This window comes from Stenotrophomonas sp. NPDC078853 (assembly GCF_044901215.1).
Lineage (GTDB): Bacteria > Pseudomonadota > Gammaproteobacteria > Xanthomonadales > Xanthomonadaceae > Stenotrophomonas > Stenotrophomonas lacuserhaii.
Window position 1 is genome coordinate 17,375 of record NZ_JBJDOQ010000019.1, and the last position, 19,882, is coordinate 37,256.

The window sequence follows — 19,882 nt, forward strand, 5'->3', positions numbered from 1 at the left end:
CCTCCGCCATCGCTACCCCCCAGCTATTGGGATTTGACGGAAGGGAAACAACCTCTGGATCATAGCCGCCTTCTCCATACACAACCGGATGGAACGTCCATGCTCTCAGGCTTCGATGGGCTTCGCCTCGCGCACTGGCACCCGGAGATCCGCGACGACGGTGTCGTGGTGCTCAATCTCGACCGCCAGGACGCCAACGTCAATGCGATGTCCCAGGATGTCCTGCTGGAACTGGGCGACCTGATCGAGCGCATCGCCATCGATCCACCCAAGGGCGTGGTGATCCAGTCGGCCAAGCAGGCGGGCTTCATCGCTGGCGCGGACTTGAAGGAGTTCCAGGAGTTCGACCGCCGCGGCACCGTCAATGACGCCATCCGCCGCGGCCAGGTGACCTACCAGAAGCTGGCCGAACTGCCCTGCCCGACCGTAGCGGCGATCCATGGCCACTGCCTGGGCGGCGGTACCGAACTGGCACTCGCCTGCCGCTACCGTGTCGCCTCCAATGACAGCAGCACCCGTATCGGCCTGCCCGAAACCCAGCTGGGCATCTTCCCGGGCTGGGGCGGCAGTGCCCGCCTGCCGCAGCTGGTCGGCGCCCCGGCGGCGATGGACATGATGCTGACCGGTCGCACGCTGTCGGGGTCGGCGGCGCGCAATATCGGCCTGGTGGACAAGGTGGTGGCCCCGGCCCTGCTGCTGGACACGGCCGTGGCGCTGGCGCTGAAAGGCACCGTCCGCCCGTTCAAGCAGCGCGCTACCGCCTGGGCGACCAATACCTGGCCGGCGCGCAAACTGCTGGCCCCGCAGATGGCCAAGCAGGTCGCGCGCAAGGCCCGCAAGGAGCACTACCCCGCCCCCTACGCGCTGATCAGCACTTGGGAACGCAGTGGCGGCAAGCCGGTGCAGGCGCGCCTGGATGCCGAACGCCGCGCGGTGGTGAAGCTGGCCAGCACGCCCACCGCGCGCAACCTGATCCGCATCTTCTTCCTGACCGAACGCTTGAAGGCGCTCGGCAGTGGCGACCACGGCATCCATCACGTACACGTGGTCGGCGCCGGCGTGATGGGCGGCGATATTGCCGCGTGGTCGGCTTACAAAGGCTTCAACGTGACCCTGCAGGACCGCGAGCAGCGTTTCCTCGATCCGGCCATGCAGCGCGCGCAGACCCTGTTCGAGAAGAAGGTGCGCGATGAAAGCAAGCGGCCGGCGGTGGCCGCGCGCCTGCAGGCCGACCTGGCCGGCGCGGGCGCTGCGCAGGCGGACCTGGTGATCGAGGCGATCATCGAAAATCCGCAGGCCAAGCGTGACCTGTACCAGACGCTGGAGCCGAACATGAAGGCCGATGCGCTGCTGACCACCAACACCTCCTCGATCCCGCTGGTCGAACTGCGTGACCACATCCAGCGCCCGGCGCAGTTCGCCGGCCTGCATTACTTCAACCCGGTCGCGCAGATGCCGCTGGTGGAAATCATCCACCACGACGGCATGGCGCCGGAGACCGAGCGCCGCCTGGCCGCCTTCTGCAAGGCGCTGGGCAAGTTCCCGGTGCCGGTCGCCGGCACGCCCGGCTTCCTGGTCAACCGGGTGCTGTTCCCGTACATGCTGGAGGCGGCGACCGCCTATGCAGAAGGCATCCCGGGCCCGGTGATCGACAAGGCTGCGGTCAAATTCGGCATGCCGATGGGGCCGATCGAACTGCTGGATACGGTTGGACTGGACGTAGCGGCCGGCGTGGGCGAAGAGCTCGCTCCGTTCCTCGGCCTGCAGATTCCGGCGGCGCTGCAGACCGTCGAACAGGGCAAGCGCGGCAAGAAGGACGGCCAGGGCATCTACGCCTGGGAAAACGGCCGTGCGAAGAAGCCGGAAGTACCCAAGGGCTATCAGGCGCCGGGTGATCTGGAAGACCGGCTGATCCTGCCACTGCTCAACGAAGCCGTGGCGTGCCTGCACGATGGCGTGGTGGCCGATGCAGACCTGCTGGATGCGGGCGTGATCTTCGGGACCGGGTTCGCGCCGTTCCGCGGTGGTCCGGTGCAGTACATCCGGGCGACCGGGGCCGATGCGCTGGTGGAGCGGTTGAAGGTGCTGCAGCAACGGCATGGCGATCGGTTCTCGCCGCGGCCGGGCTGGGATAATCCAGTGCTGCGCGAAGCAGTGGTGTGACCGTGTTGCGGCGTGTTTTCCGCTTATGCATCGCGGCGGGCAGCGCGAGGCACTGCCCAGGACACGCCGCAAGTACGTCCTTGTAGGCTCGATCGCCGCATCCATGCGGCTCACGGTCCCGGCCAGCACCTCGCGCCGCCCGCTGAAAGTGAGTCGGCGCGGCACCGGCGGGAAGGGAAAAGGCATAAAAAAAACGCGGCGCTGGGCGCCGCGTTTTTTCGTGTTCTGCCGGTCAGCGGATCAGCTGGCCTTGGCGACGGCCTTCTTGGCAACGGCCTTCTTTGCCGGGGCCTTGGCCACGGTCTTCTTGGCGACCGGAGCGGCGGCGCCGACGGCGGCCTTGCTCACGGTGTGCGAACGGGCGTTGCCGTAGCTGGCGTTGTAGCGCTTGCCCTTGGCGGTCTTGCGGTCACCCTTACCCATGTCTTGAACTCCTGGCTATGTTGATTCTGATTACCCCGTGCTGACACGGGTTTGGCGGGGCCGTCTTGCTGGACGCCCCCGCGCACGATCGGAAAGCCTACCACGACGGCCTCAATGCGCGCAGCTGGCGTCGTGTACGTGGCCGTGGTTGAGGCGCAGGTTGACCAGGTGGGCCACGCCCACCAGCAGCCCGCCGAGGGTCATCACCACCGCATGCGGAACCGGATCGTGGTGAAGCGGGTCGTACAGCACGCCCGCCCACAAAGCGACCAGGCCGGGAATCAGGAAGCCCAGCGCACGCAGCGCACCATGCCGCCGATAACCCCAGACCAGGCTGAACAACCCCAGCAGGGTCACGAACACCACCAACGCCTGCTCCACGCCATCGCCCAGCCACACCGACAGGCCCAGCGAGGGTGCAGCGGCCAAGGCCACGGGGATCACCGCGCAGTGCACCGCGCACAGCAGCGAACCGGTGGCACCGAAGCGATCAATCAGATGGCGGAGGCGTGGGATCAGGGGCATGACTTCCAGCAGGGTCGGCGAAGCGTTATGGAATAATATAACATCCCTCCTGTACCCGCACGGCCTGTTTCGCCCAGCGACTCTCTCCCGTTGTCCGCCATGGGATTCGTGCGCCCCCTTGTTGATACGTTATAACAATTCATTGGAAGCCCCATGACTGCTCTGCGTACCCGGCCCCGCCCGCACACTCTCGCCCTGGCCCTCGCTGCTGCCCTGCTGCCCGCGATGGCGATGGCCGCCGACGCCCCGGCCGGCCGACACCTGACCGAACTGTCCGAAGTCAAGGTCACCGCCTCGCCGCTGCAGGGCGATGCCGAATCGCTGGCGCGGCCGGTCGAGGTGCTCGCCGGCGAACGCCTGGACGAAGCCAAGGCCGGCACCCTGGGCGACACCGTGGCCAAGCTGCCCGGCGTGCAGAGTTCCTATTTTGGTCCCGGCGTGGGCCGGCCGATCATCCGCGGACAGGAAGGCCCGCGCGTGGCCGTGCTGTCCAACGGCGTCGGCAACATGGATGCCTCCACCGTCAGTGCCGACCACGCCACCAGCATCGAACCGTTCCTGGCCGACCAGATCGAAGTCCTGAAGGGCCCGGCCACCCTGCTGTTCGGCAGTGGCGCGATCGGCGGGGCGGTCAACGTGGTCGATGGGCGCATCGCCAGCGAAGTGCCGGAGCGCCCGCTGAGCGGCCGCGCCGAGGTCCGCGGCAACAGCGTCAACGACGAACGCAGCGGCATGTTCCGGCTGGACGGCGTCAACGGCAACTGGGTGCTGCACGTGGACGGCCTGGTGCGCAACGGCGATGACTACCGCATCCCCGGCTACGCGGTGGTCGATGCGCTCGAAGAACACGACCATGCACACGATGACGGCGACGCCGATGAACCGCGCCGCGGCACCCTGGACAACAGTTCCATCCGCACCCGCGCCGGTGGGGTCGGTGCGACCTGGCTCGGCGATGGCGGCTTCTTCGGCCTGTCCGCCGGTACCTACCGCACCAACTACGGCATCCCCAACGGCGCGCACGTGCATGCCGAAGGCGATGACCACGACCATGGCCACGACCATGGCGCAGAGGAAGAAGAAGGCGAGGAGCACGACGTGCGCATCGACATGGTGCAGAACCGCTTCGACTTCAAAGGCGGCATCTACAACCCGACCTCGTTCCTGAAGAACGTCACCCTGCGCGCCGGTTACACCGACTACGAGCACACCGAACTGGAAGCCGGCACGCCGGCAACCCGCTTCACCAACCAGGGCATTGAAGGCCGGCTGGAAGCGGTGCAGAACGAGATCGCCGGCTGGAACGGTGCTTTCGGCCTGCAGTTCGGCAACAGCGATTTCGGCGCCAAGGGCGAAGAAGCCTTCGTGCCGGATACCACGACCGAGAACCTCGGCGTGTTCGTGCTGCAGGAAAAGCAGTTCGGCCCGTTCAAGCTGGAGCTGGGCGCGCGCCATGACCAGGTCAAGCTGGAGCCGACCGCCGACTACCAGCGCCGCAGGTTCGATGCCACCAACCTGTCTGCCGCCGGCATCTGGACGTTGAACGATGCCGTGGACCTGCGCTTCGGCGTGGACAGTTCCGAGCGCGCACCGACCAATGAAGAGCTGTACGCCGCCGGTGCGCACATCGCCACGCGTTCGATCGAACTGGGCGATGCGCAGCTGAAGACCGAGCGCGGCCAGCGCATCGAACTGGGCATCCACACGCACAGTGATCGCCTGGACTTCTCCGCTTCGGTGTACCAGACCAAGTTCAAGGACTTCATCTACCTGGCCGACACCGGCGTGGTGGAAGACCTGCCGGTGCGCTTGTGGGCGCAGCAGGACGCCACCTTCAAGGGCGCCGAAGCGGAGGCGCTGGTGCATCTGTTCGAAGGCAATGCCGGTGACTGGGACCTGCGCGTGTTCGGTGACTACGTCAAGGCCGAACTGGATGGCAGTGGCAGCCGCAGCGTGGACATCGCCGTGCCGCATGGCGACCACAACCACAACTACACCGTGGACCTGGCCAACGGGGGCTACCTGCCGCGCATTTCGCCGGCACGCGTGGGCGCCGACCTGCGCTGGGCCAAGGACGGCTGGCGCGCATCGCTCGGTGCGGTGCGTTACAGCAGCCAGAAGGACACCGCGCAGAACGAAGAACCGACCAATGGCTACACGCTGGTGGATGCACACTTCGCGTATCGCTGGGACCGCAGCGACAGCAACAGCTACGAAGTGTTCGTTGACGGCAGCAACCTGACCAACCGCGAAGTGCGTCCGCACACCTCGCTGCTGCGCGATTACGCGCCGCTGCCGGGACGCGGCGTGGCCTTCGGCATCCGCGCGTACTTCTGACCGGCTGAGCCGGTGGCCGTCTGCTTGCGCTGTCGGTGGGTGACGACCGTCGGTCGTCACCACACTGGCTGATCACGGCCTATAGTGCCGGCCATGACCACCGACTCCACCGCGCGTCTCCCCTGGGGCCTCCTGCTGGCGGCCTCGGGCATCCTGATGATCACCATGGCGGCACGCCAGACCACGGGCCTGTTCGTCGATCCCATCCACCGCGATACCGGCGTCAGCATCGTCGACATCAGTTTCGCGCTGGCCATCGGCCAACTGGTCTGGGGTGCGGTGCAGCCCGTGTTCGGTGCGCTGGCCGACCAGCGCGGGCCGCTGCCGGTGCTGATCGGCGGTGGCATCGTGCTGGCCGCAGGACTGGCCCTCGCGCCGATGCTTCCGGGCGGATGGGGGCTGGGCCTCAGCCTGGGCCTGATGATGGCGGCCGGTGCGGGTGCCGGCAGTTTCTCCGTGCTGATCGGTGCCACCGCGCATCGGCTGCCGGCCGAGCGCCGTTCGTTCGCAGCCGGCCTGATCAATGCCGGAGGCTCGCTCGGCCAGTTCGTATTCGCACCAATTCTGCAGGTGGTCATCACCGTTGCAGGCTGGGGACGGGCGATGCTGCTGATGGCCGTGGTTTCCCTGCTGACCCTGCCGATGGCCTGGCCGTTGCGCCGCCGTGCCGGCGACCATGCGCATGCCTCGGGCCCTACCGATGGCGGGCTGGGTGCGCAGTTCCGGCTGGCCCTGCGTGAGCCGAGCTACTGGTACCTGCACCTTGGTTTTTTCACCTGCGGGCTGCACATCGCCTTCCTGGTCACCCATCTCCCGGGTGAGATCGCACTGTGCGGTCTGTCGCCCACCGTTTCATCCACCTCGATCGCGCTGATCGGCCTGTTCAACGTGGCAGGCAGCCTGCTGATGGGCTACCTGGGCCAGCGCTACCGGCTGAAGCTGTTGTTGGTGGCGCTGTATGCCAGCCGCGCGTTGATGATCGGGCTTTACCTCATTGCCCCGCCCACCGCATTGACCTTCTATGTGTTCGCCGCTGCGCTGGGCTTCACCTGGCTGGCCACCGTGCCGCCTACCGCCGGCCTGGTCGGCAAGCTGTTCGGGCCGCGCTACCTGGGCACCCTGTTCGGGCTGACCCTGCTGTCGCATCAGATCGGTGGCTTCTTCGGCGCGTGGCTGGGCGGGCTGGTGCTGGCCAATACCGGTAACTACATGATCATGTGGTACCTGGACATCGCGCTGGCGCTGATCGCCGCGGTGGCGCACCTGCCGATACGCGAGCAGGCGCCGCGGATGGCGACCGCAAGCGCTGCCTGAGTCCCGCTCACTCGACCATCACGTAGCGGACTGCGCCCTGAAACGCCGCCAACGCCGTCGCGATCCGCACTGGATAAACGGACATATTTGTCCGAAAATGACCCATGACTTCCCTACGTGCCGACGCCGCCGCCCGCCGCGCCCTCATCCTCGATGCCGCCGACCATGTATTCGGTAACCACGGCGTCACCGCCCCGCTGGACCTGGTGGTGGAACGGGCGCAGGTGGGGCGGGCGACGCTGTACCGTAACTTCCCCGATCGTAGTGCACTGATCGAAGCGCTGCTGCAGCGGACCGTCGAGCGTATCGCGCGCCAGGTCGCCGAACTGGGCGCGCGCGACGATGCCCTGTTCGAGCTGCTCGATGGAATGGCCCGCCGCATCATCGATTCACCGGCGCTGGCCGATTACTGGCGCGCAGTGCATCCGGACGACCCGACCGTGCGGGGTGCGCGCGAACGCGTGCGCTCCCTGATGGAAGCGCCGATCCAGCGCGCCATCGCCGCCGGATTGTGCCGGCCGGACCTGACCTCCACGGATATTTCACTGATCTCGGGCATGCTGGGTGCGGCCCTGCGCGGCAAGAACCGCGAAGAGCGCAGCGCACTGGCAGGACGCGCGCTGCAGCTGCTGCGCGCAGGCCTGCAGGGAACCAGCGCCACGGAGGCCTGATGTCGCAGTACCTCAAGCCCATCCCGGACTGGGAGGAACACGAGAAGCCCACTCTCCCGGGCTCGGCGTCGATGCCGTGGCATCCGCCGCACCGGCGTGCCGCCTATGCGCTGGTGTCGGTGCTGGTGGCCATCACCGGTGGCCTCGGCACTGCGCTGGTCACCGCCAACCTGCCCTTCCTGCAGGGCCAGTTGGGCCTGAGCCCCGTGCAGGGCACCTGGCTGGTCGCCTCCTACGTGATGGTCAACGTGACGGCGAACCTGCTTGCCTTCAAGTTCCGCCAGCAATATGGCATCCGCCTGTTCGCCGAAATCGGCCTCGGGCTGTACGCCGCGCTGGCCCTGCTGCACCTGGCCGTCGGCAGCTTCGAAACCACCGTGCTGCTGCGCGCGGCCAGCGGTTTCGCCGGCGCGGCGTGCTCGACGCTGGGCACGCTGTACATGCTGCAGTCGTTGCCACGCCGCTATACCGGCAACCTGCTGGTGATCGGCGTGGGGCTGTCACAGCTGGCGGTGCCGCTGGCCTGGGTGGTTTCGCCCAGCCTGGTGGGTACCGGCCAATGGCATCTGCTGTACTTCTTCGAAGCCGGACTGGCACTGTGCGCCTTCGCTGCCGTGGTGCTGCTGAAGCTCCCGCCGGGCGTGCAGATCAAGGCCTTCGAACCGATGGACTTCCTTACCTTTGCGCTGCTGGCACCCGCCGTCGGCCTGCTGGTGGTGGTGCTGGCGCAGGGTTACGTGCGCTGGTGGACCGACACGCCGTGGCTGGGCTGGGCGCTGGTTGCCTCGATCACGCTGGCCACGGCGGCCTTCGTGGTTGAACACTATCGGCGCAACCCGCTGCTGCAGGTGCGCTGGCTGGCCAGCCTGCCGGTGCTGCACTTCATCGTCGGCGCGTTCCTGCTGCGCTTTCTCACTACCGAACAGTCCTATGGCGTGGTCGGGCTGATGCGTACGCTCGGGATGGGGCCGGACCAGATGCGGCCGCTGTTCGCGGTGATCCTGGCCGGGGTGGTCACCGGCATCGCTGCCAGTTCGCTGACCTTCGGTCCGAAGCGGCTGATCCCGCAGGTGCTGATGGCAATCCTGCTGCTGGGCAGCGCCGCCCTGCTCGACCAGCACCGCACCAGCCTGGACCGTCCGCATGATTTCTTCGTCAGCCAGTTCCTGGCTTCGGTCGGCTCGGGCATGTTCATGGGCCCGCTGATCATGCTCGGCATCACCGCCGTGCTGAAGCAGGGCGTGGACCACATGATCACCTTCCTGGTCACCCTGTCGATCACCCAGACGCTGGGGGGGCTGGCGGGTTCGGCGGTGCTCGGGACGGTGCAGCTGCATCGCGAGCAGCTGTATTCCACCGCGCTGGTCAGCCAGCTGGACCCGGCCGATCCGGTGGTCGCGCAGCGGCTGCGCCTGCAGCAGCAGCTCTACAACGCGCAGATCACCGACCCGGTGCAGCGCAGCGCGCAGGGCACCGCGCAGCTGGCGCAGATTGCGCGCCGCGAAGCCAACGTGCGTGGATTCAATGATGTGTTCACGCTCAGCGGCTGGCTGGCGCTGGGCTTCCTGGGCTGGCTGCTCTCATTGCAGCTGTGGATCGCCGCGATGAAGCAATGGCGCAGGCGCCGCCCCTCCCCTTCCTCCCCCGCGGCGCCCGATGCGGCTGCCGCACCGCGTTGAGTAACTCCATGTCCCAGCAACCACCCCGCGATGACGACGCCCCGGAAAACGTAAATCCGGCGCCTCCCACCGATGCCGCACCGGCGCCTGCCCCGCCGCCGCCGGCCGCCACCCCGGCTACGCCTACGGGCGCGCCGAAGTACCTCAAGCCCAGCAACCGGGCGGTGGTGATCATGGTGCTGCTGGCGCTGGTGGGCATCGCGTTGATCCTGCGCGGCTGGCAGCTGTGGCCGTTCACCAGCGCCATCGCCAGCACCGACAACGCCTACGTCCGCGGGCAGGTCACCGTGCTGGCGCCGCAGGTCAATGGCTACGTCACCGACGTCCTGGTGAAGGATTTCCAGCACGTCAGACAGGGCGACGTGTTGCTGCGCATCGACGACCGCATCTACCGCCAGCGCGTCGCGCAGGCCGAAGCGGCCTTGGACAGCGCCAAGGCGGCGCTGGCGAATTCGGACCAGTCGCAGGCGCAGAACCGCGCGCAGATCGCTTCGGCCAAGGCCACACTGGCGGCCGGGCAGTCCGAACTGCAGCGCTCGCGGGCCGAACTGGCGCGCTATGAGCAGCTGGCCGAACAACGTCTGGTGGCGCTGAACGACCGCGACAAGTTCCGCACCAGCCAGGCCTCCGCGCAGGCCGGCGTGCAGCAGTCGCAGGCGCAGATCCAGATTGCCGAAGAAACCCTGGTATCCACCCAGGTCGCCCGCAAGGGGCTGGAGGCACAGGTCGAGAGCGCGCAGGCGGCACTGGAACTGGCGCGGATCGATTTGGCCAACACCACGGTGCACGCCCCGCGCGATGGCCAGGTCAGCGAAGCGAGCGCGCGGGTCGGGCAGTACGTCACGGCCGGTTCGCAGTTGCTGTTCCTGGTGCCCGATGCGCTATGGGTGGTGGCCAACTTCAAGGAAGGCCAGACCTGGCAGATGCGCATCGGACAGCCGGCCACCTTCGCGGTGGACGCGTTCCAGGGTGAGGTCCTGCGAGGCCGCGTGGAGGAGATCGCACCGGCCACCGGTTCGGAGTTCAGCGTGCTGCGGCCGGACAATGCCAGCGGCAACTTCACCAAGGTGGTGCAGCGCTTGCCGGTGCGGATTGCGATCGATGCCGATCAACCGCTGGCGGCGCGGCTGCGGCCGGGTATGTCGGTGGTGGCCAAAGTGGATACTTCGGTTGAGCCTGCTTCCGCGCCACGCGGGCGGTGAGTGGTCGAGCGGGTGGGACCCCCTCGCGGGTGGCTTCAAAGCAACAGCCTTGGTCTGGGCCGGGCGGTGGGGCTGTGCGGGGGACGGCAAAAGCCGCTCCTGCGGGCCTCGTTTCGCGCCATCCATGGCGCTCAACGCCCCCGCCCAGCCCCACCGCCCGACCCCCTGACAGGTTCCGGTTGCCGCCACCCGCGTAGAAAAAAGAGAAAAAAGCGGTAGCGCCGACCCATGGTCGGCGGAGTCCATCAGACACCATTCCCCCATAATCCGCCGACCATGGGTCGGCGCTACCGGGGCCACCATGGACCTGTCGAAGGCGGGGCGGGGTGGGTTGGCGGGGGCGTAGAGCGCCATGGATGGCGCGAAACGAGGCCCGCATGGACGCAGTTCTTGCCGTCCCCCGCAAACCCATCCCGCCCCGCCAACAGGCAGCCCCGCAGCTGTTGCTGTCGCCGTTGCTTGGAAAAAAGCGGGCCGCCCGGCCGCAGGCCCGGCAACAACAAAACTTCAGCCCGCGCAGCGGGCGCAGAGTCCGTGCACTTCCAGCGTCTGTGCCTGCGGCTGGAACCCCAGCTCCTTGGCGCGCTTTTCCAGCTGGCTGACGATCTCGCGGTCTTCCAGCTCCACCGCGCTGTGGCAGCTGTTGCAGATCAGGAACGGCACCGAATGCGCCGCACTGCTCGGATGGTGGCAGGCCACGAAGGCGTTCACCGATTCCAGCTTGTGTACGAAGCCGTTGGCCATCAGGAAATCCAGCGCGCGGTACACCGTCGGCGGTGCATCGGCGCCCACGCCCTTGCCACTGCGCACCCACTCCAGCAGTTCATACGCCTTCACCGGCTTGCCGGCCTCGGCGATCAGCCGCAGCACATTGGCGCGGATGGGAGTCAGCCGCAGTCCGCGCTCGCGGCACACGCGCTCGACCACCCCCACGAAGTCCGACGCGTCGTGGACGTGGTGGTGCGGGGCCGTGCAGGCGTGCTTGGCGGACATGCGGGTTCTCCAGTTCGGGCGGATTTCAGGCCGCAGCCACTACCTTGGTAATGGCAGCATCGATGCGTTTCAAGGCCTCATCGCGACCGGCAAGGTACACCGTCTGCGAAATGTCCGGGCTCACCTGGGTACCGGTGATGGCCACGCGCAGCGGCTGGGCGACCTTGCCCATGCCGATCTCCAGCGCCGCCGCAGCGTCGTGCAGCGCCACCCCCACGCTCTCGGCAGTCCACTCCGGCAATGCCGCCAGCAGCTCGCGCGCCTTGCCCAGCGGCAGTTCGGCGCCGGCCTTCAGGTGCTTGGCCACGGCCGCCTCGTCGTAGGTTTCCAGCGGCTGGTACCAGACCACCGCCTTTTCGGCCATTTCCTTCAGCGTCTGCACGCGCTCGCGCAAGGCGACCACGACATCTTCCGCGGACGGGCCTGCGTTCAGGTCCAGGCCCAGCTTCTCCAGCTGGTAGACCAGTGCCGGCGCGATGGACGCAGGCGCTTCGGTCTTCAGGAAATGCTGGTTGACCCAGCCCAGCTTGGCCATGTCCAGACGGGCCGCCTTGGAGTTGCAGTTGGTCACGTCGAACAGGTCGATCAGCTCCTGGCGGGTGAAGATCTCCTGGTCACCGTGCGACCAGCCCAGGCGGGCCAGGTAGCTCAGCAGCGCCTCCGGCAGGTAACCGGCATCCTTGTACTGCATCACGTCGGCCGCGCCGGTGCGCTTGGACAGCTTGGCACCCTGCTCGTCCAGGATCATCGGCATGTGACCGAACTTCGGCACCGGCGCGCCGATGCCCAGGTACAGGTTGATCTGGCGCGGGGTGTTGTTGATGTGGTCATCGCCGCGGATCACCTCGGTAATACCCATGTCCCAGTCGTCCACCACCACGGCGAAGTTGTAGGTCGGGTAGCCGTCCGGGCGGAAGATCACCATGTCATCCAGCTCGCTGTTGGCGATCTCGATCGGCCCCTTGATCAGGTCATCGAACACCACCGTACCGTCGAGCGGATTCTTGAAGCGAATCACCCGGTTCGGGTCATCGCGCCAAGGCAGGTTCTGCTCGCGTGCGGCGCCGTTGTAACGCGGCTTTTCCTGCTTCGCCATGGCCGCCTCGCGCATCGCGTCCAGCTCTTCGCGGGTCTCGTAGGCGTAGTACGCCTTGCCCTCGGCGACCAGCTGTTCGGCCACTTCCAGGTAGCGGGCCACGCGCTGGGTCTGGTAGATCGGGCCTTCGTCATAGCCCAGGCCCAGCCAGTCCATCGCCTCCAGGATCGCGTCGATCGCGCCCTGCGTGCTGCGCTCCCGGTCGGTATCTTCGATGCGCAGCACGAACTCGCCGCCACGGTGGCGGGCCTCCAGCCAGCAGTACAGCGCCGTGCGGGCGCCGCCGATGTGCAGGTAGCCGGTAGGACTGGGGGCAAAGCGGGTGCGGCAGGTCATGGGACGCTCGGGGAACGAATATCCGCCGATTTTAGCAAAAGGGGACGGAGGGGATTAAGTCGCGATCCCCCCACCCTTCACGCCTGACCTGCGCCGTTTACGACTTAATCCCCTCCGTCCCCTTTTTGCGCTTTGCGCGGGAACAGGTCCTCGCGCGTGGCGGCGTTGTAGACGAACGAGGCCACGATCGCGGCGGCCTGCTTCAGGTCTTCCGGTTCGGCGTGGTCCCAGGTGTCCAGGTGGCTGTGGTGGACGTTGCTGAAGTAGTCCAGCTTGTCCTGGATGAACTGGAAGCCCGGCAGCCCGACGCGGTCGAAGCTGATGTGGTCGGTGGAACCGGTGTTGCGGGTCGCCACGGTGGTCGCGCCGACATCGTTGAACGGCTTCAGCCAGGCCTCGAACACCGGCATCGCCGCCAGGTTCTCCTGGGCGTAGATGCCACGGAAACGTCCCGAGCCATTGTCCATGTTGAAGTACACCGAGAACTTCTCGTAATCGCGGCGCTTGACCAGTGCACCGGTCGGTTCGCGCAACGACGCCGGCAACGCCTTCTGGCCGGCATCGGTCGGCTCGGGGAACTGCGCGAAGTGCTTGGCCACGTACGCCTGCGAGCCGATCAGGCCCTGTTCCTCGCCGCTCCACAGCGCGACCCGGATGGTGCGCTTGGGCTTGGCGCCGACCGCCTTGAGGATGCGCATGGCTTCCATCATCACCGCCACGCCGGCGGCATTGTCGGCTGCGCCGGTACCGGTATGCCACGAATCCATGTGGGCACCGAGCATCACCACTTCATCGGCCTTGCCGCTGCCGCGGATCTCGGCCAGCGTGTTGTAGCCGGGCTGGTTGCTGTCATCGGTAAAGCGTGCCGCCACGTCCACGCGCAGCTTCACCGGCTGCTTGGCCAGCAGCGCGCGTACCAGCGGATTGAAGTGTTCGGAGATCATCGCCAGCTCCGGGATGCCAGCTGATTCGCCGGCCTTGCGCGAACCGCCACCAGCGACCCGGATGATGCCGTTGTCCCAGCCGCTGATGCTGATCGCCGCCAGTGCGCCTTCTTCCACGAAGAAGGCATTGACCGCCTTGGCCAGCGCCTGGCGCTCGGTGTACTCCTTGACCCGCTTTTCCTTGTCGGCCGCGGCATTCTTCGGCACCGTGAACGCCTGCAACCCTTCCAGCGAGGTCGAATCGTGGCGATGCGAATCCGGCTCGGTGCCGCGCTTGTACTCGCGTGCCTCACCCAGCAGCAGGATCCTGCCGCGCAGCTTGCCCTTGTACTTTTCCAGGTCGGCCAGCTTCTTGATGTCCACCTGCACCAGCTCGCCTTCCACCGGGCCGTTGGTGCCCGGGGTCCAGGCCTTGGGCAGCGCATGCAGCGGCTGCATGCGATCCCCCTGCGCACCGCTGCCCAGCATCAGCACCGATGCCGAAGTGAACTCCCAGCCGCGCCCGAAATCTTCGAACGCTTCGTCGTGGACGTTGACCAGGCCCCACTCGTTGAACTTGCCGCGCGTCCAGGCGTTGGCCTGGGACATGGCCGGCGAATTGGTCAGTCGCGGGCCGATGCTTTCGGTCAGATGACTGAAGGTATCCATCACCTGCGAGCGATGGAACGCTTCCTGGCGGATCTTGCTGACCATGTCCAGGTCGACCGGCTCGGCGTGCTGCGCCACGGCCGGATTGCTCATCGCCAGCGCGATCGCCAGCACACCCCACTTCCCCATCGTCCAGCCCCCGGCACGCGCCGTCACAGATCAATCCCCGAGTGTAGGGCGAAGGGCCGCGCACGCCAGATGCCTAAGGTCACGCAACGCAGCAGCGCCACATTCCGATCCGGAATGTGGCGCTCTGGCATGCGTGCCGGAAAGAATCAGCCGAGACTGCGCGGCGCGGTGTCCGCAGGCAGCGCCGGGGGCGTTCCCATGCCCAGCGCGTACCAGTCCACCCGGCGGGTCACCCACATCACCAGCGCGAGGATGCCGAACAGCAGCAGCGAGCCCATCAGCAGCGCATTGTTCTCCGACACCAGCAGGCCATACAGCGCGCCGTACAGCACGGTCAGCATCAGGGCGAAGCCCATGCCCCGCTTCCAGTGGCCCAGCACGTTGGCCAGGTAAACCGCCTGCAGGCCGATGCAGGCCAGCGCCGATACCAGATAGGCCTGCCAGAAGGCGATGTGCTCGGACAGGCTGATCAGCAGCAGGAAGAAGATCGCCAGCGCCAGGCCGACCATCAGGTACTGCAGCGGATGGATGCGCAGCTGGCGGATCAGCTCGAACAGCAGGAAACCGACGAAGGTCAGCAGCACGAACAGCACGCCGTACTTGGAAGCACGATCAGCCTGCGTATATACATCCACCGGATCCACCAGCGAAACCTCCACCGCCTGCGTCGACGAATCACCGGCACGAAGCTGCCGCTGCGCATCCGAAGCCAGTGAAGACACGGTCCAGCGTGCCTCGAAGCCCTGCGCATCGACGCGGCGCTCATTGGGCAGGAACGCACCGGCGAACGAGGGGTGCGGCCAGCGCGAACGCAGCGCGATCTGGTTGTCATCGCCCACCGGCACCACCGCCAGCGAGCGGCTGCCATCCACCTGCAGGTCCAGCTCGATCCGGCTGGCGGCCAGCGTGCCACCGCGTGCATCGGCAAACCCGGCGACCTCGGCGTGCAGGCCACGCCCCAGCGCGTCGGCCATGCCGACGCCCGGCTGCAGCCGCAACGGGGCACCGTTGACCCGCAGGTCCGGCGTGCCGACCAGGCCGCGCACATCACTCAGGCCGATGGCCAGGTACGGCGTGCCATAGCTGCGCCCCTCCCTGACCGGGTAGTCATCGGCAGCGAAGTCCGCCGCGATGTGCCCCTGCCAGCTGTACACCGGCACCTTGAACAGGCCGACCGAGCGCAGGTCCGGCGCCAGCCGGCCATCCACGCTCAACTGGCGGGGCATCTGCAACCAGTGGCCCTGGGTGATCTGCACTTCGTTGCTGCTCTTGCCTGCCTTGTCGACCACCACCACCGTGGTGCGTTCGATCCACGGCACCACGCGCACCGGGCCGACCAGCTGCTGGGTGCCGGCGCGGCTTTCGGCGACCCGGCGGAACGCCTCTTCGCGGTACTCGCTGCGATCGGTGATCACGCCGCGGATCAGCATCAGCGGAACCAGCAGCAGCAGGATCAGCCCGCCGACAATGGCGAAGCGCAGGAACAGGTGCAGGGATTTCATGGTCCATCCTCGTTGGAGAGGCCTGCAGGATGGACACCCCGGATGTGCGGGGTTTGAGCTGGGTTTGAAGCGAATGTGAAGTGGCCGCTAGCGCGGCAGCCACAGCACCGCGCGGGTCCCACCGGATGCGCCCTCTTCCACGCTGGCGTGCCCACCATGCAGGCGTGCCACCTCGCCGACGAACGGCAGGCCCAGGCCGGAACTTCGTACGCCGGTGGCCGGGCGTGCCAGCGAATAGAAGCGTTCGAACACTCGCCCACGCGCGAACTCCGGAATGCCGGTGCCCTGGTCGACGACCTGCAGTGCGATGCCGCCGGCCTGCACCGCGGCGACCAGCTGGATGCTGCTGCCGGCCGGCGAGAAATCGATCGCGTTGTCCAGCAGGTTGCCCAGCGCCTGGCGCAGCAGGTAGCCATCACCCTGCAGCGTCATCGCGCCGGCGGGCTGCACCTGCACCTGCACGCCGGCGGCCTGCGCGCGCAGCTGCGCACCCTGCTCCACCGCGGCGAACAGCGTGGCCACCGACAACGTGTCACGCGACTGCAGCCAGCCGTGCTGCTCCACTTCGGCCAGCGCCAGCAGCTTGTCGATGGTCTGGGTCAGCCGCTGTTGCTGGTCGACGATGCTGCGCGCGAAGCGCTCGCGGTCTTCGGCAGGCATCGGCTCCTGCAACAGCTCGGCCGCGCCGCGGATCGCCGCCAGCGGGCTCTTCATTTCATGGGTGAGCGACTGCACGTACTGCTCCACGTACGCCTTGCCTTCCAGCTTCCGGCGCATGGTTTCCAGCGCGCGGCCGAGGTCACCTATCTCATCGCGCCGCGGCTTCGGCGGGGCCACCGGCTCACCGGCACTGACCGCCTGCGCATAACGGTTGAGCCGTCGCACACCGGTCATCAACCACGCCGTCATCAGAATGCCGATCAGCGCCGACAGGCCGATCAGCCACGCACCGCGCAGCATGATCTGGCGCTGACTGGCGGTGATAAAAGGATCGATGCTTCGGTTGGGCTGGGACAGCGACAGCACGCCGATCAGCGTGCGGCCATCGGCCGGGTCGTACACCGGTGCCGCCACGTGCATCACCGTGTGGGTGGCATCGCCGGGCACCTCCGGACTGGACCGCGCGCCGTACTCGCCACGCAGGGTGCGATGGACATCATTCCAGCGCGAGTTGTCGCGGCCGACGTCACGGCCCAGCGAGTCGTACAGCACGATGCCCTTGGCATCGGTGATGGTCACCCGGTAGTCCAGCGCGCGCTTGGGAAAGCGCCAGACCATCGCCTTCGGGTCGCGGCGTTGCGCGCGGGCCAGGCTGGAGGTGAAGCCACCGCGGGCCAGCGTACCGGCCTTGAGTTCGGGCGCCGCCAGTTCGGCGAGCACGTTGGCGGCATCCACCAAGGTGGACTCCATCGCTTGGCGCACCCCTGGCTTCACCTCCTCCACGAACACGCGCATCACGAAGAACGCGGCCAGGCCGACGATCAGGAAAAAGCCCAGGAACAGTTTCAGCCCCAGCCGCATGCTCAGGCCTCCAGCGCGTAGCCGACGCCGCGATGGGTGCGGATCGGATCATCGGTTGCCCCGGCACCGCGCAGCTTGGCGCGCAGCGTCTTGATGTGGGTGTCCACAGTGCGGTCGGCGCTGTCGGCGCTGGCATCCCAGCCGCGGTCCATCAGCTGGGCGCGGCTGAGAATGGCGCCGGGCCGCTGCAGCAGCGCCGCCAGCAGCGCGTACTCGTAGCGCGTCAGGTCGAGCAGCTGCTCGCCATAGCGGATGCGGCGGCCCTGCCGGTCGATATGGAACGTGCCCTGCTGCTGCCAGCGGCCATCGGACGCGGTACCGGCCACGCCGCTGCGGCGCAGTCGGGCACGCACGCGCGCCACCAGTTCGCGCGGCGAAAACGGCTTGGTGACGTAGTCATCGGCGCCCAGCTCCAGCCCCATCACCCGGTCGACCTCATCGTTGCGCGCGGTCAGGAAGATCACCGGCAGCTGTCCCACCGCGCCCGGCAGCGCGCGCAGGCGTCGGCAGACCTCGAATCCGCCCAGGTCGGGCAGGCCCACATCCAGCATCACCAGATCGAATGCGCCTTCCTGCAGCTGCTGCAGGGCCTGCCCGCCGAGCAGGCAATGGCTGGCCGCGAAGCCTTCGCTGCGCAGGGCATACAACACGGTTTCAGCGATGGCGGCCTCGTCTTCGACCACCAGCACGCGGGCAACGGGTTCTGTCATGGGCGGCAGCATAGCCGCTGCGATAGCCGCTGCGCCTGCCGACCCGTACACTGCGCCCCATGAACTACCGCCACGCCTTCCATGCCGGCAACCATGCCGATGTCCTCAAGCACATCGTGCAGCTGGCCCTGATCGACAGCTTCAAGCGCAAGGACAGCCCGTTCTTCGTGCTGGACACCCATGCCGGCCGCGGCCGCTACCTGCTGGCCAGCGAAGAAAGCCGCAAGACCCTGGAAGCCGAGGACGGGGTCATGAAGCTGATGTCCCAGCCGAAGCTGCCCGAAGTGGTCGAGCGCTACCTCAAGGCCGTCCAGGCCGACAACCCGGTCGGGGCGATGATCACCTACCCCGGCTCACCCCTGCTGACCGCCCAGGCGATGCGCCCGCAGGACCGCCTGGCCGCCTGTGAATTGCAGCCAGAAGAGGCCGCCGCGCTGAAGAAGCTGTTCGCCGGTGATGCTCGGGTCGGCGTATACGAAGGCGACGGCTACGAGAAAATCCGGGCTCTGGTCCCACCGAAGGCAAACGGCGCCAAGATCGGCCGCGGCCTGGTGTTGATCGATCCGCCTTACGAGGGCCAGGACGCCGAGTACATCCGCATCCTCGCTGCCCTGAAAGAAACCCACGAGCGCTGGCCGCAGGCCACCTGCGCGGTTTGGTTCCCGATCAAGCAGCGCCGCACCATCCTGCATTTCCTGCGCAAGGCCACCGCCCTGCCCTATAAATCCGCGATGACCATCGAACTGCTGGTGCGTCCGGATGAATCCCCGTTGCGCCTCAATGGCAGCGGCATGCTGATCCTCAACGCCCCGTTCCAGTTCGATCGCATGGTTGGCCCCGCTCTGCCCGCCCTGAAGCAACACCTGGGCGAGCCCGGCGCCAGCACCCGCCTGGACTGGTTGAAGACCGCCGACTAGGGCGTCCCGGCCGCTGCCTCCCGTGAACCTTCCGTTCACGGAATGCGGCCATGGGGATGCCACAATCGCTGGACCACCAAGGAACTACCCGGTATGGCCACTCGCAACCGCATGCCGCCCTGGCACGAGATCTTCAAGGCCCCCAGTGGCCATGAACTGCTGATCCGTCCCATCCGGCCCGAAGACGGCCCGCCGTTGCAGGCGGCCTTCAGCCTGTTCGGCCCGGAAGAAATCCGCGACCGCTTCCTGCAGGCGGTGACCGAACTGTCGCCGGAAACCACCCAGCGGCTGACCCATCCCAACCCCAAGACCGAAATCACCCTGGTCGCGGCTGAGTCGCTGCCTGCCGGCGAAGCGGTGGTCGGTGCCGTCGCGCGTGCCTCGATCATCCAGGGAACCCGTGAAGCGGAGTACGCCATCCTGATCAGCCGCTTCCTGATCGGCCAGGGCCTTGGCCGGCAGTTGATGCGCAAGCTGGTGAAGTGGGCGCGCGGCAAATACCTGGATCGCCTGTATGGCGATGTCGCCGAAGAAAACGAGCCGATGAAGCAGCTGGCCGATTCGCTGGGCTTCAAGCCGGTGCCGCATCCGCAGGGCACGCCCGGGCTGGTGCGCATGGTGCTGGAACTGGATAACTGAGGCCGCTGCCGTCGGTAGCGCCGAGCCATGCTCGGCGAGCGCAGCGGTCGATCAGGCAACGCCGAGCATGGCTCGGCGCTACTCCTGCGTGACGTGGTTTTGTCCGGGCCTGCACAGCCGGCTCTGGTAGAAT

Annotated in this window: 16 protein-coding genes; 8 read left to right on the forward strand and 8 right to left on the reverse strand. The window is 67.2% G+C overall.

The annotated features are described in order from the left end of the window. Positions 1-99: 99 nt before the first annotated feature. Entirely contained in the window at positions 100-2,163 is a 2,064-nt protein-coding gene (locus ACI2JH_RS16620; RefSeq protein ID WP_101099596.1) for a 3-hydroxyacyl-CoA dehydrogenase NAD-binding domain-containing protein, read from the forward strand. A 240-nt stretch (positions 2,164-2,403) separates the two neighbouring features. On the opposite strand, the gene ACI2JH_RS16625 is transcribed toward ACI2JH_RS16620, so the two are convergent. After that, on the reverse strand, positions 2,404-2,586 hold the full coding sequence (locus tag ACI2JH_RS16625; protein ID WP_042615275.1) for a 30S ribosomal protein THX: 183 nt from the start codon (positions 2,584-2,586) through the stop codon (positions 2,404-2,406). A gap of 111 nt (positions 2,587-2,697) precedes the next feature. Next, a complete protein-coding gene (locus tag ACI2JH_RS16630; RefSeq protein WP_101099595.1) occupies positions 2,698-3,111 on the reverse strand; it encodes a MerC domain-containing protein in 414 nt (137 codons plus the stop codon). 153 nt (positions 3,112-3,264) lie between these two features. On the opposite strand from ACI2JH_RS16630, the gene ACI2JH_RS16635 reads away from it, so the two are divergent. The 5 genes from ACI2JH_RS16635 (at position 3,265) to ACI2JH_RS16655 (ending at position 10,314) form a co-directional block, all read left to right on the forward strand. Beyond that, the gene (locus tag ACI2JH_RS16635; RefSeq protein ID WP_101099594.1) at positions 3,265-5,448 is read left to right on the forward strand and encodes a TonB-dependent receptor; all 2,184 of its coding nucleotides are present in this window, start codon (positions 3,265-3,267) and stop codon (positions 5,446-5,448) included. A 93-nt stretch (positions 5,449-5,541) separates the two neighbouring features. Continuing rightward, the gene (locus tag ACI2JH_RS16640) at positions 5,542-6,762 is read left to right on the forward strand and encodes an MFS transporter (RefSeq protein ID WP_404736744.1); all 1,221 of its coding nucleotides are present in this window, start codon (positions 5,542-5,544) and stop codon (positions 6,760-6,762) included. A 104-nt stretch (positions 6,763-6,866) separates the two neighbouring features. Further along, a complete protein-coding gene (locus ACI2JH_RS16645) occupies positions 6,867-7,433 on the forward strand; it encodes a TetR/AcrR family transcriptional regulator (RefSeq protein WP_182655957.1) in 567 nt (188 codons plus the stop codon). Then, on the forward strand, positions 7,430-9,112 hold the full coding sequence (locus ACI2JH_RS16650) for an MFS transporter (protein ID WP_404736769.1): 1,683 nt from the start codon (positions 7,430-7,432) through the stop codon (positions 9,110-9,112). Before ACI2JH_RS16645 ends, ACI2JH_RS16650 begins: the two co-directional genes overlap by 4 nt. A gap of 8 nt (positions 9,113-9,120) precedes the next feature. Further along, complete coding sequence (locus ACI2JH_RS16655) at positions 9,121-10,314, forward strand: HlyD family secretion protein (RefSeq protein ID WP_101099591.1); 1,194 nt, start codon at positions 9,121-9,123, stop codon at positions 10,312-10,314. A gap of 507 nt (positions 10,315-10,821) precedes the next feature. Here ACI2JH_RS16655 and ACI2JH_RS16660 read toward each other — a convergent pair. The 6 genes from ACI2JH_RS16660 to creB all read right to left on the reverse strand — a co-directional run bounded on the left by ACI2JH_RS16660 (position 10,822) and on the right by creB (position 18,205). Then, complete coding sequence (locus ACI2JH_RS16660) at positions 10,822-11,307, reverse strand: Fur family transcriptional regulator (RefSeq protein ID WP_042612667.1); 486 nt, start codon at positions 11,305-11,307, stop codon at positions 10,822-10,824. 25 nt (positions 11,308-11,332) lie between these two features. Beyond that, on the reverse strand, positions 11,333-12,739 hold the full coding sequence (gene gltX, locus ACI2JH_RS16665; RefSeq protein ID WP_404736745.1) for a glutamate--tRNA ligase: 1,407 nt from the start codon (positions 12,737-12,739) through the stop codon (positions 11,333-11,335). A 104-nt stretch (positions 12,740-12,843) separates the two neighbouring features. Then, entirely contained in the window at positions 12,844-14,460 is a 1,617-nt protein-coding gene (locus tag ACI2JH_RS16670) for a M20/M25/M40 family metallo-hydrolase (protein ID WP_404736746.1), read from the reverse strand. Positions 14,461-14,606: 146 nt separating this feature from the next. Then, positions 14,607-15,962 carry a cell envelope integrity protein CreD gene (gene creD, locus ACI2JH_RS16675; protein ID WP_404736747.1) on the reverse strand — a complete coding sequence of 452 codons (1,356 nt, stop codon included), beginning with the start codon at positions 15,960-15,962 and terminating at the stop codon, positions 14,607-14,609. An 87-nt stretch (positions 15,963-16,049) separates the two neighbouring features. After that, positions 16,050-17,483, reverse strand: coding sequence for a two-component system sensor histidine kinase CreC (gene creC, locus ACI2JH_RS16680; protein WP_404736748.1), 1,434 nt, complete (start codon positions 17,481-17,483; stop codon positions 16,050-16,052). Positions 17,484-17,485: 2 nt separating this feature from the next. Continuing rightward, a complete protein-coding gene (creB, locus tag ACI2JH_RS16685; RefSeq protein ID WP_191771053.1) occupies positions 17,486-18,205 on the reverse strand; it encodes a two-component system response regulator CreB in 720 nt (239 codons plus the stop codon). A gap of 47 nt (positions 18,206-18,252) precedes the next feature. Between creB and ACI2JH_RS16690 the strand changes: the two genes are divergently transcribed. Both ACI2JH_RS16690 and ACI2JH_RS16695 read left to right on the forward strand, forming a co-directional pair. Beyond that, the gene (locus tag ACI2JH_RS16690; protein WP_101098370.1) at positions 18,253-19,110 is read left to right on the forward strand and encodes a 23S rRNA (adenine(2030)-N(6))-methyltransferase RlmJ; all 858 of its coding nucleotides are present in this window, start codon (positions 18,253-18,255) and stop codon (positions 19,108-19,110) included. A gap of 93 nt (positions 19,111-19,203) precedes the next feature. Continuing rightward, a complete protein-coding gene (locus tag ACI2JH_RS16695) occupies positions 19,204-19,749 on the forward strand; it encodes a GNAT family N-acetyltransferase (protein ID WP_101098371.1) in 546 nt (181 codons plus the stop codon). Positions 19,750-19,882 lie beyond the last annotated feature (133 nt).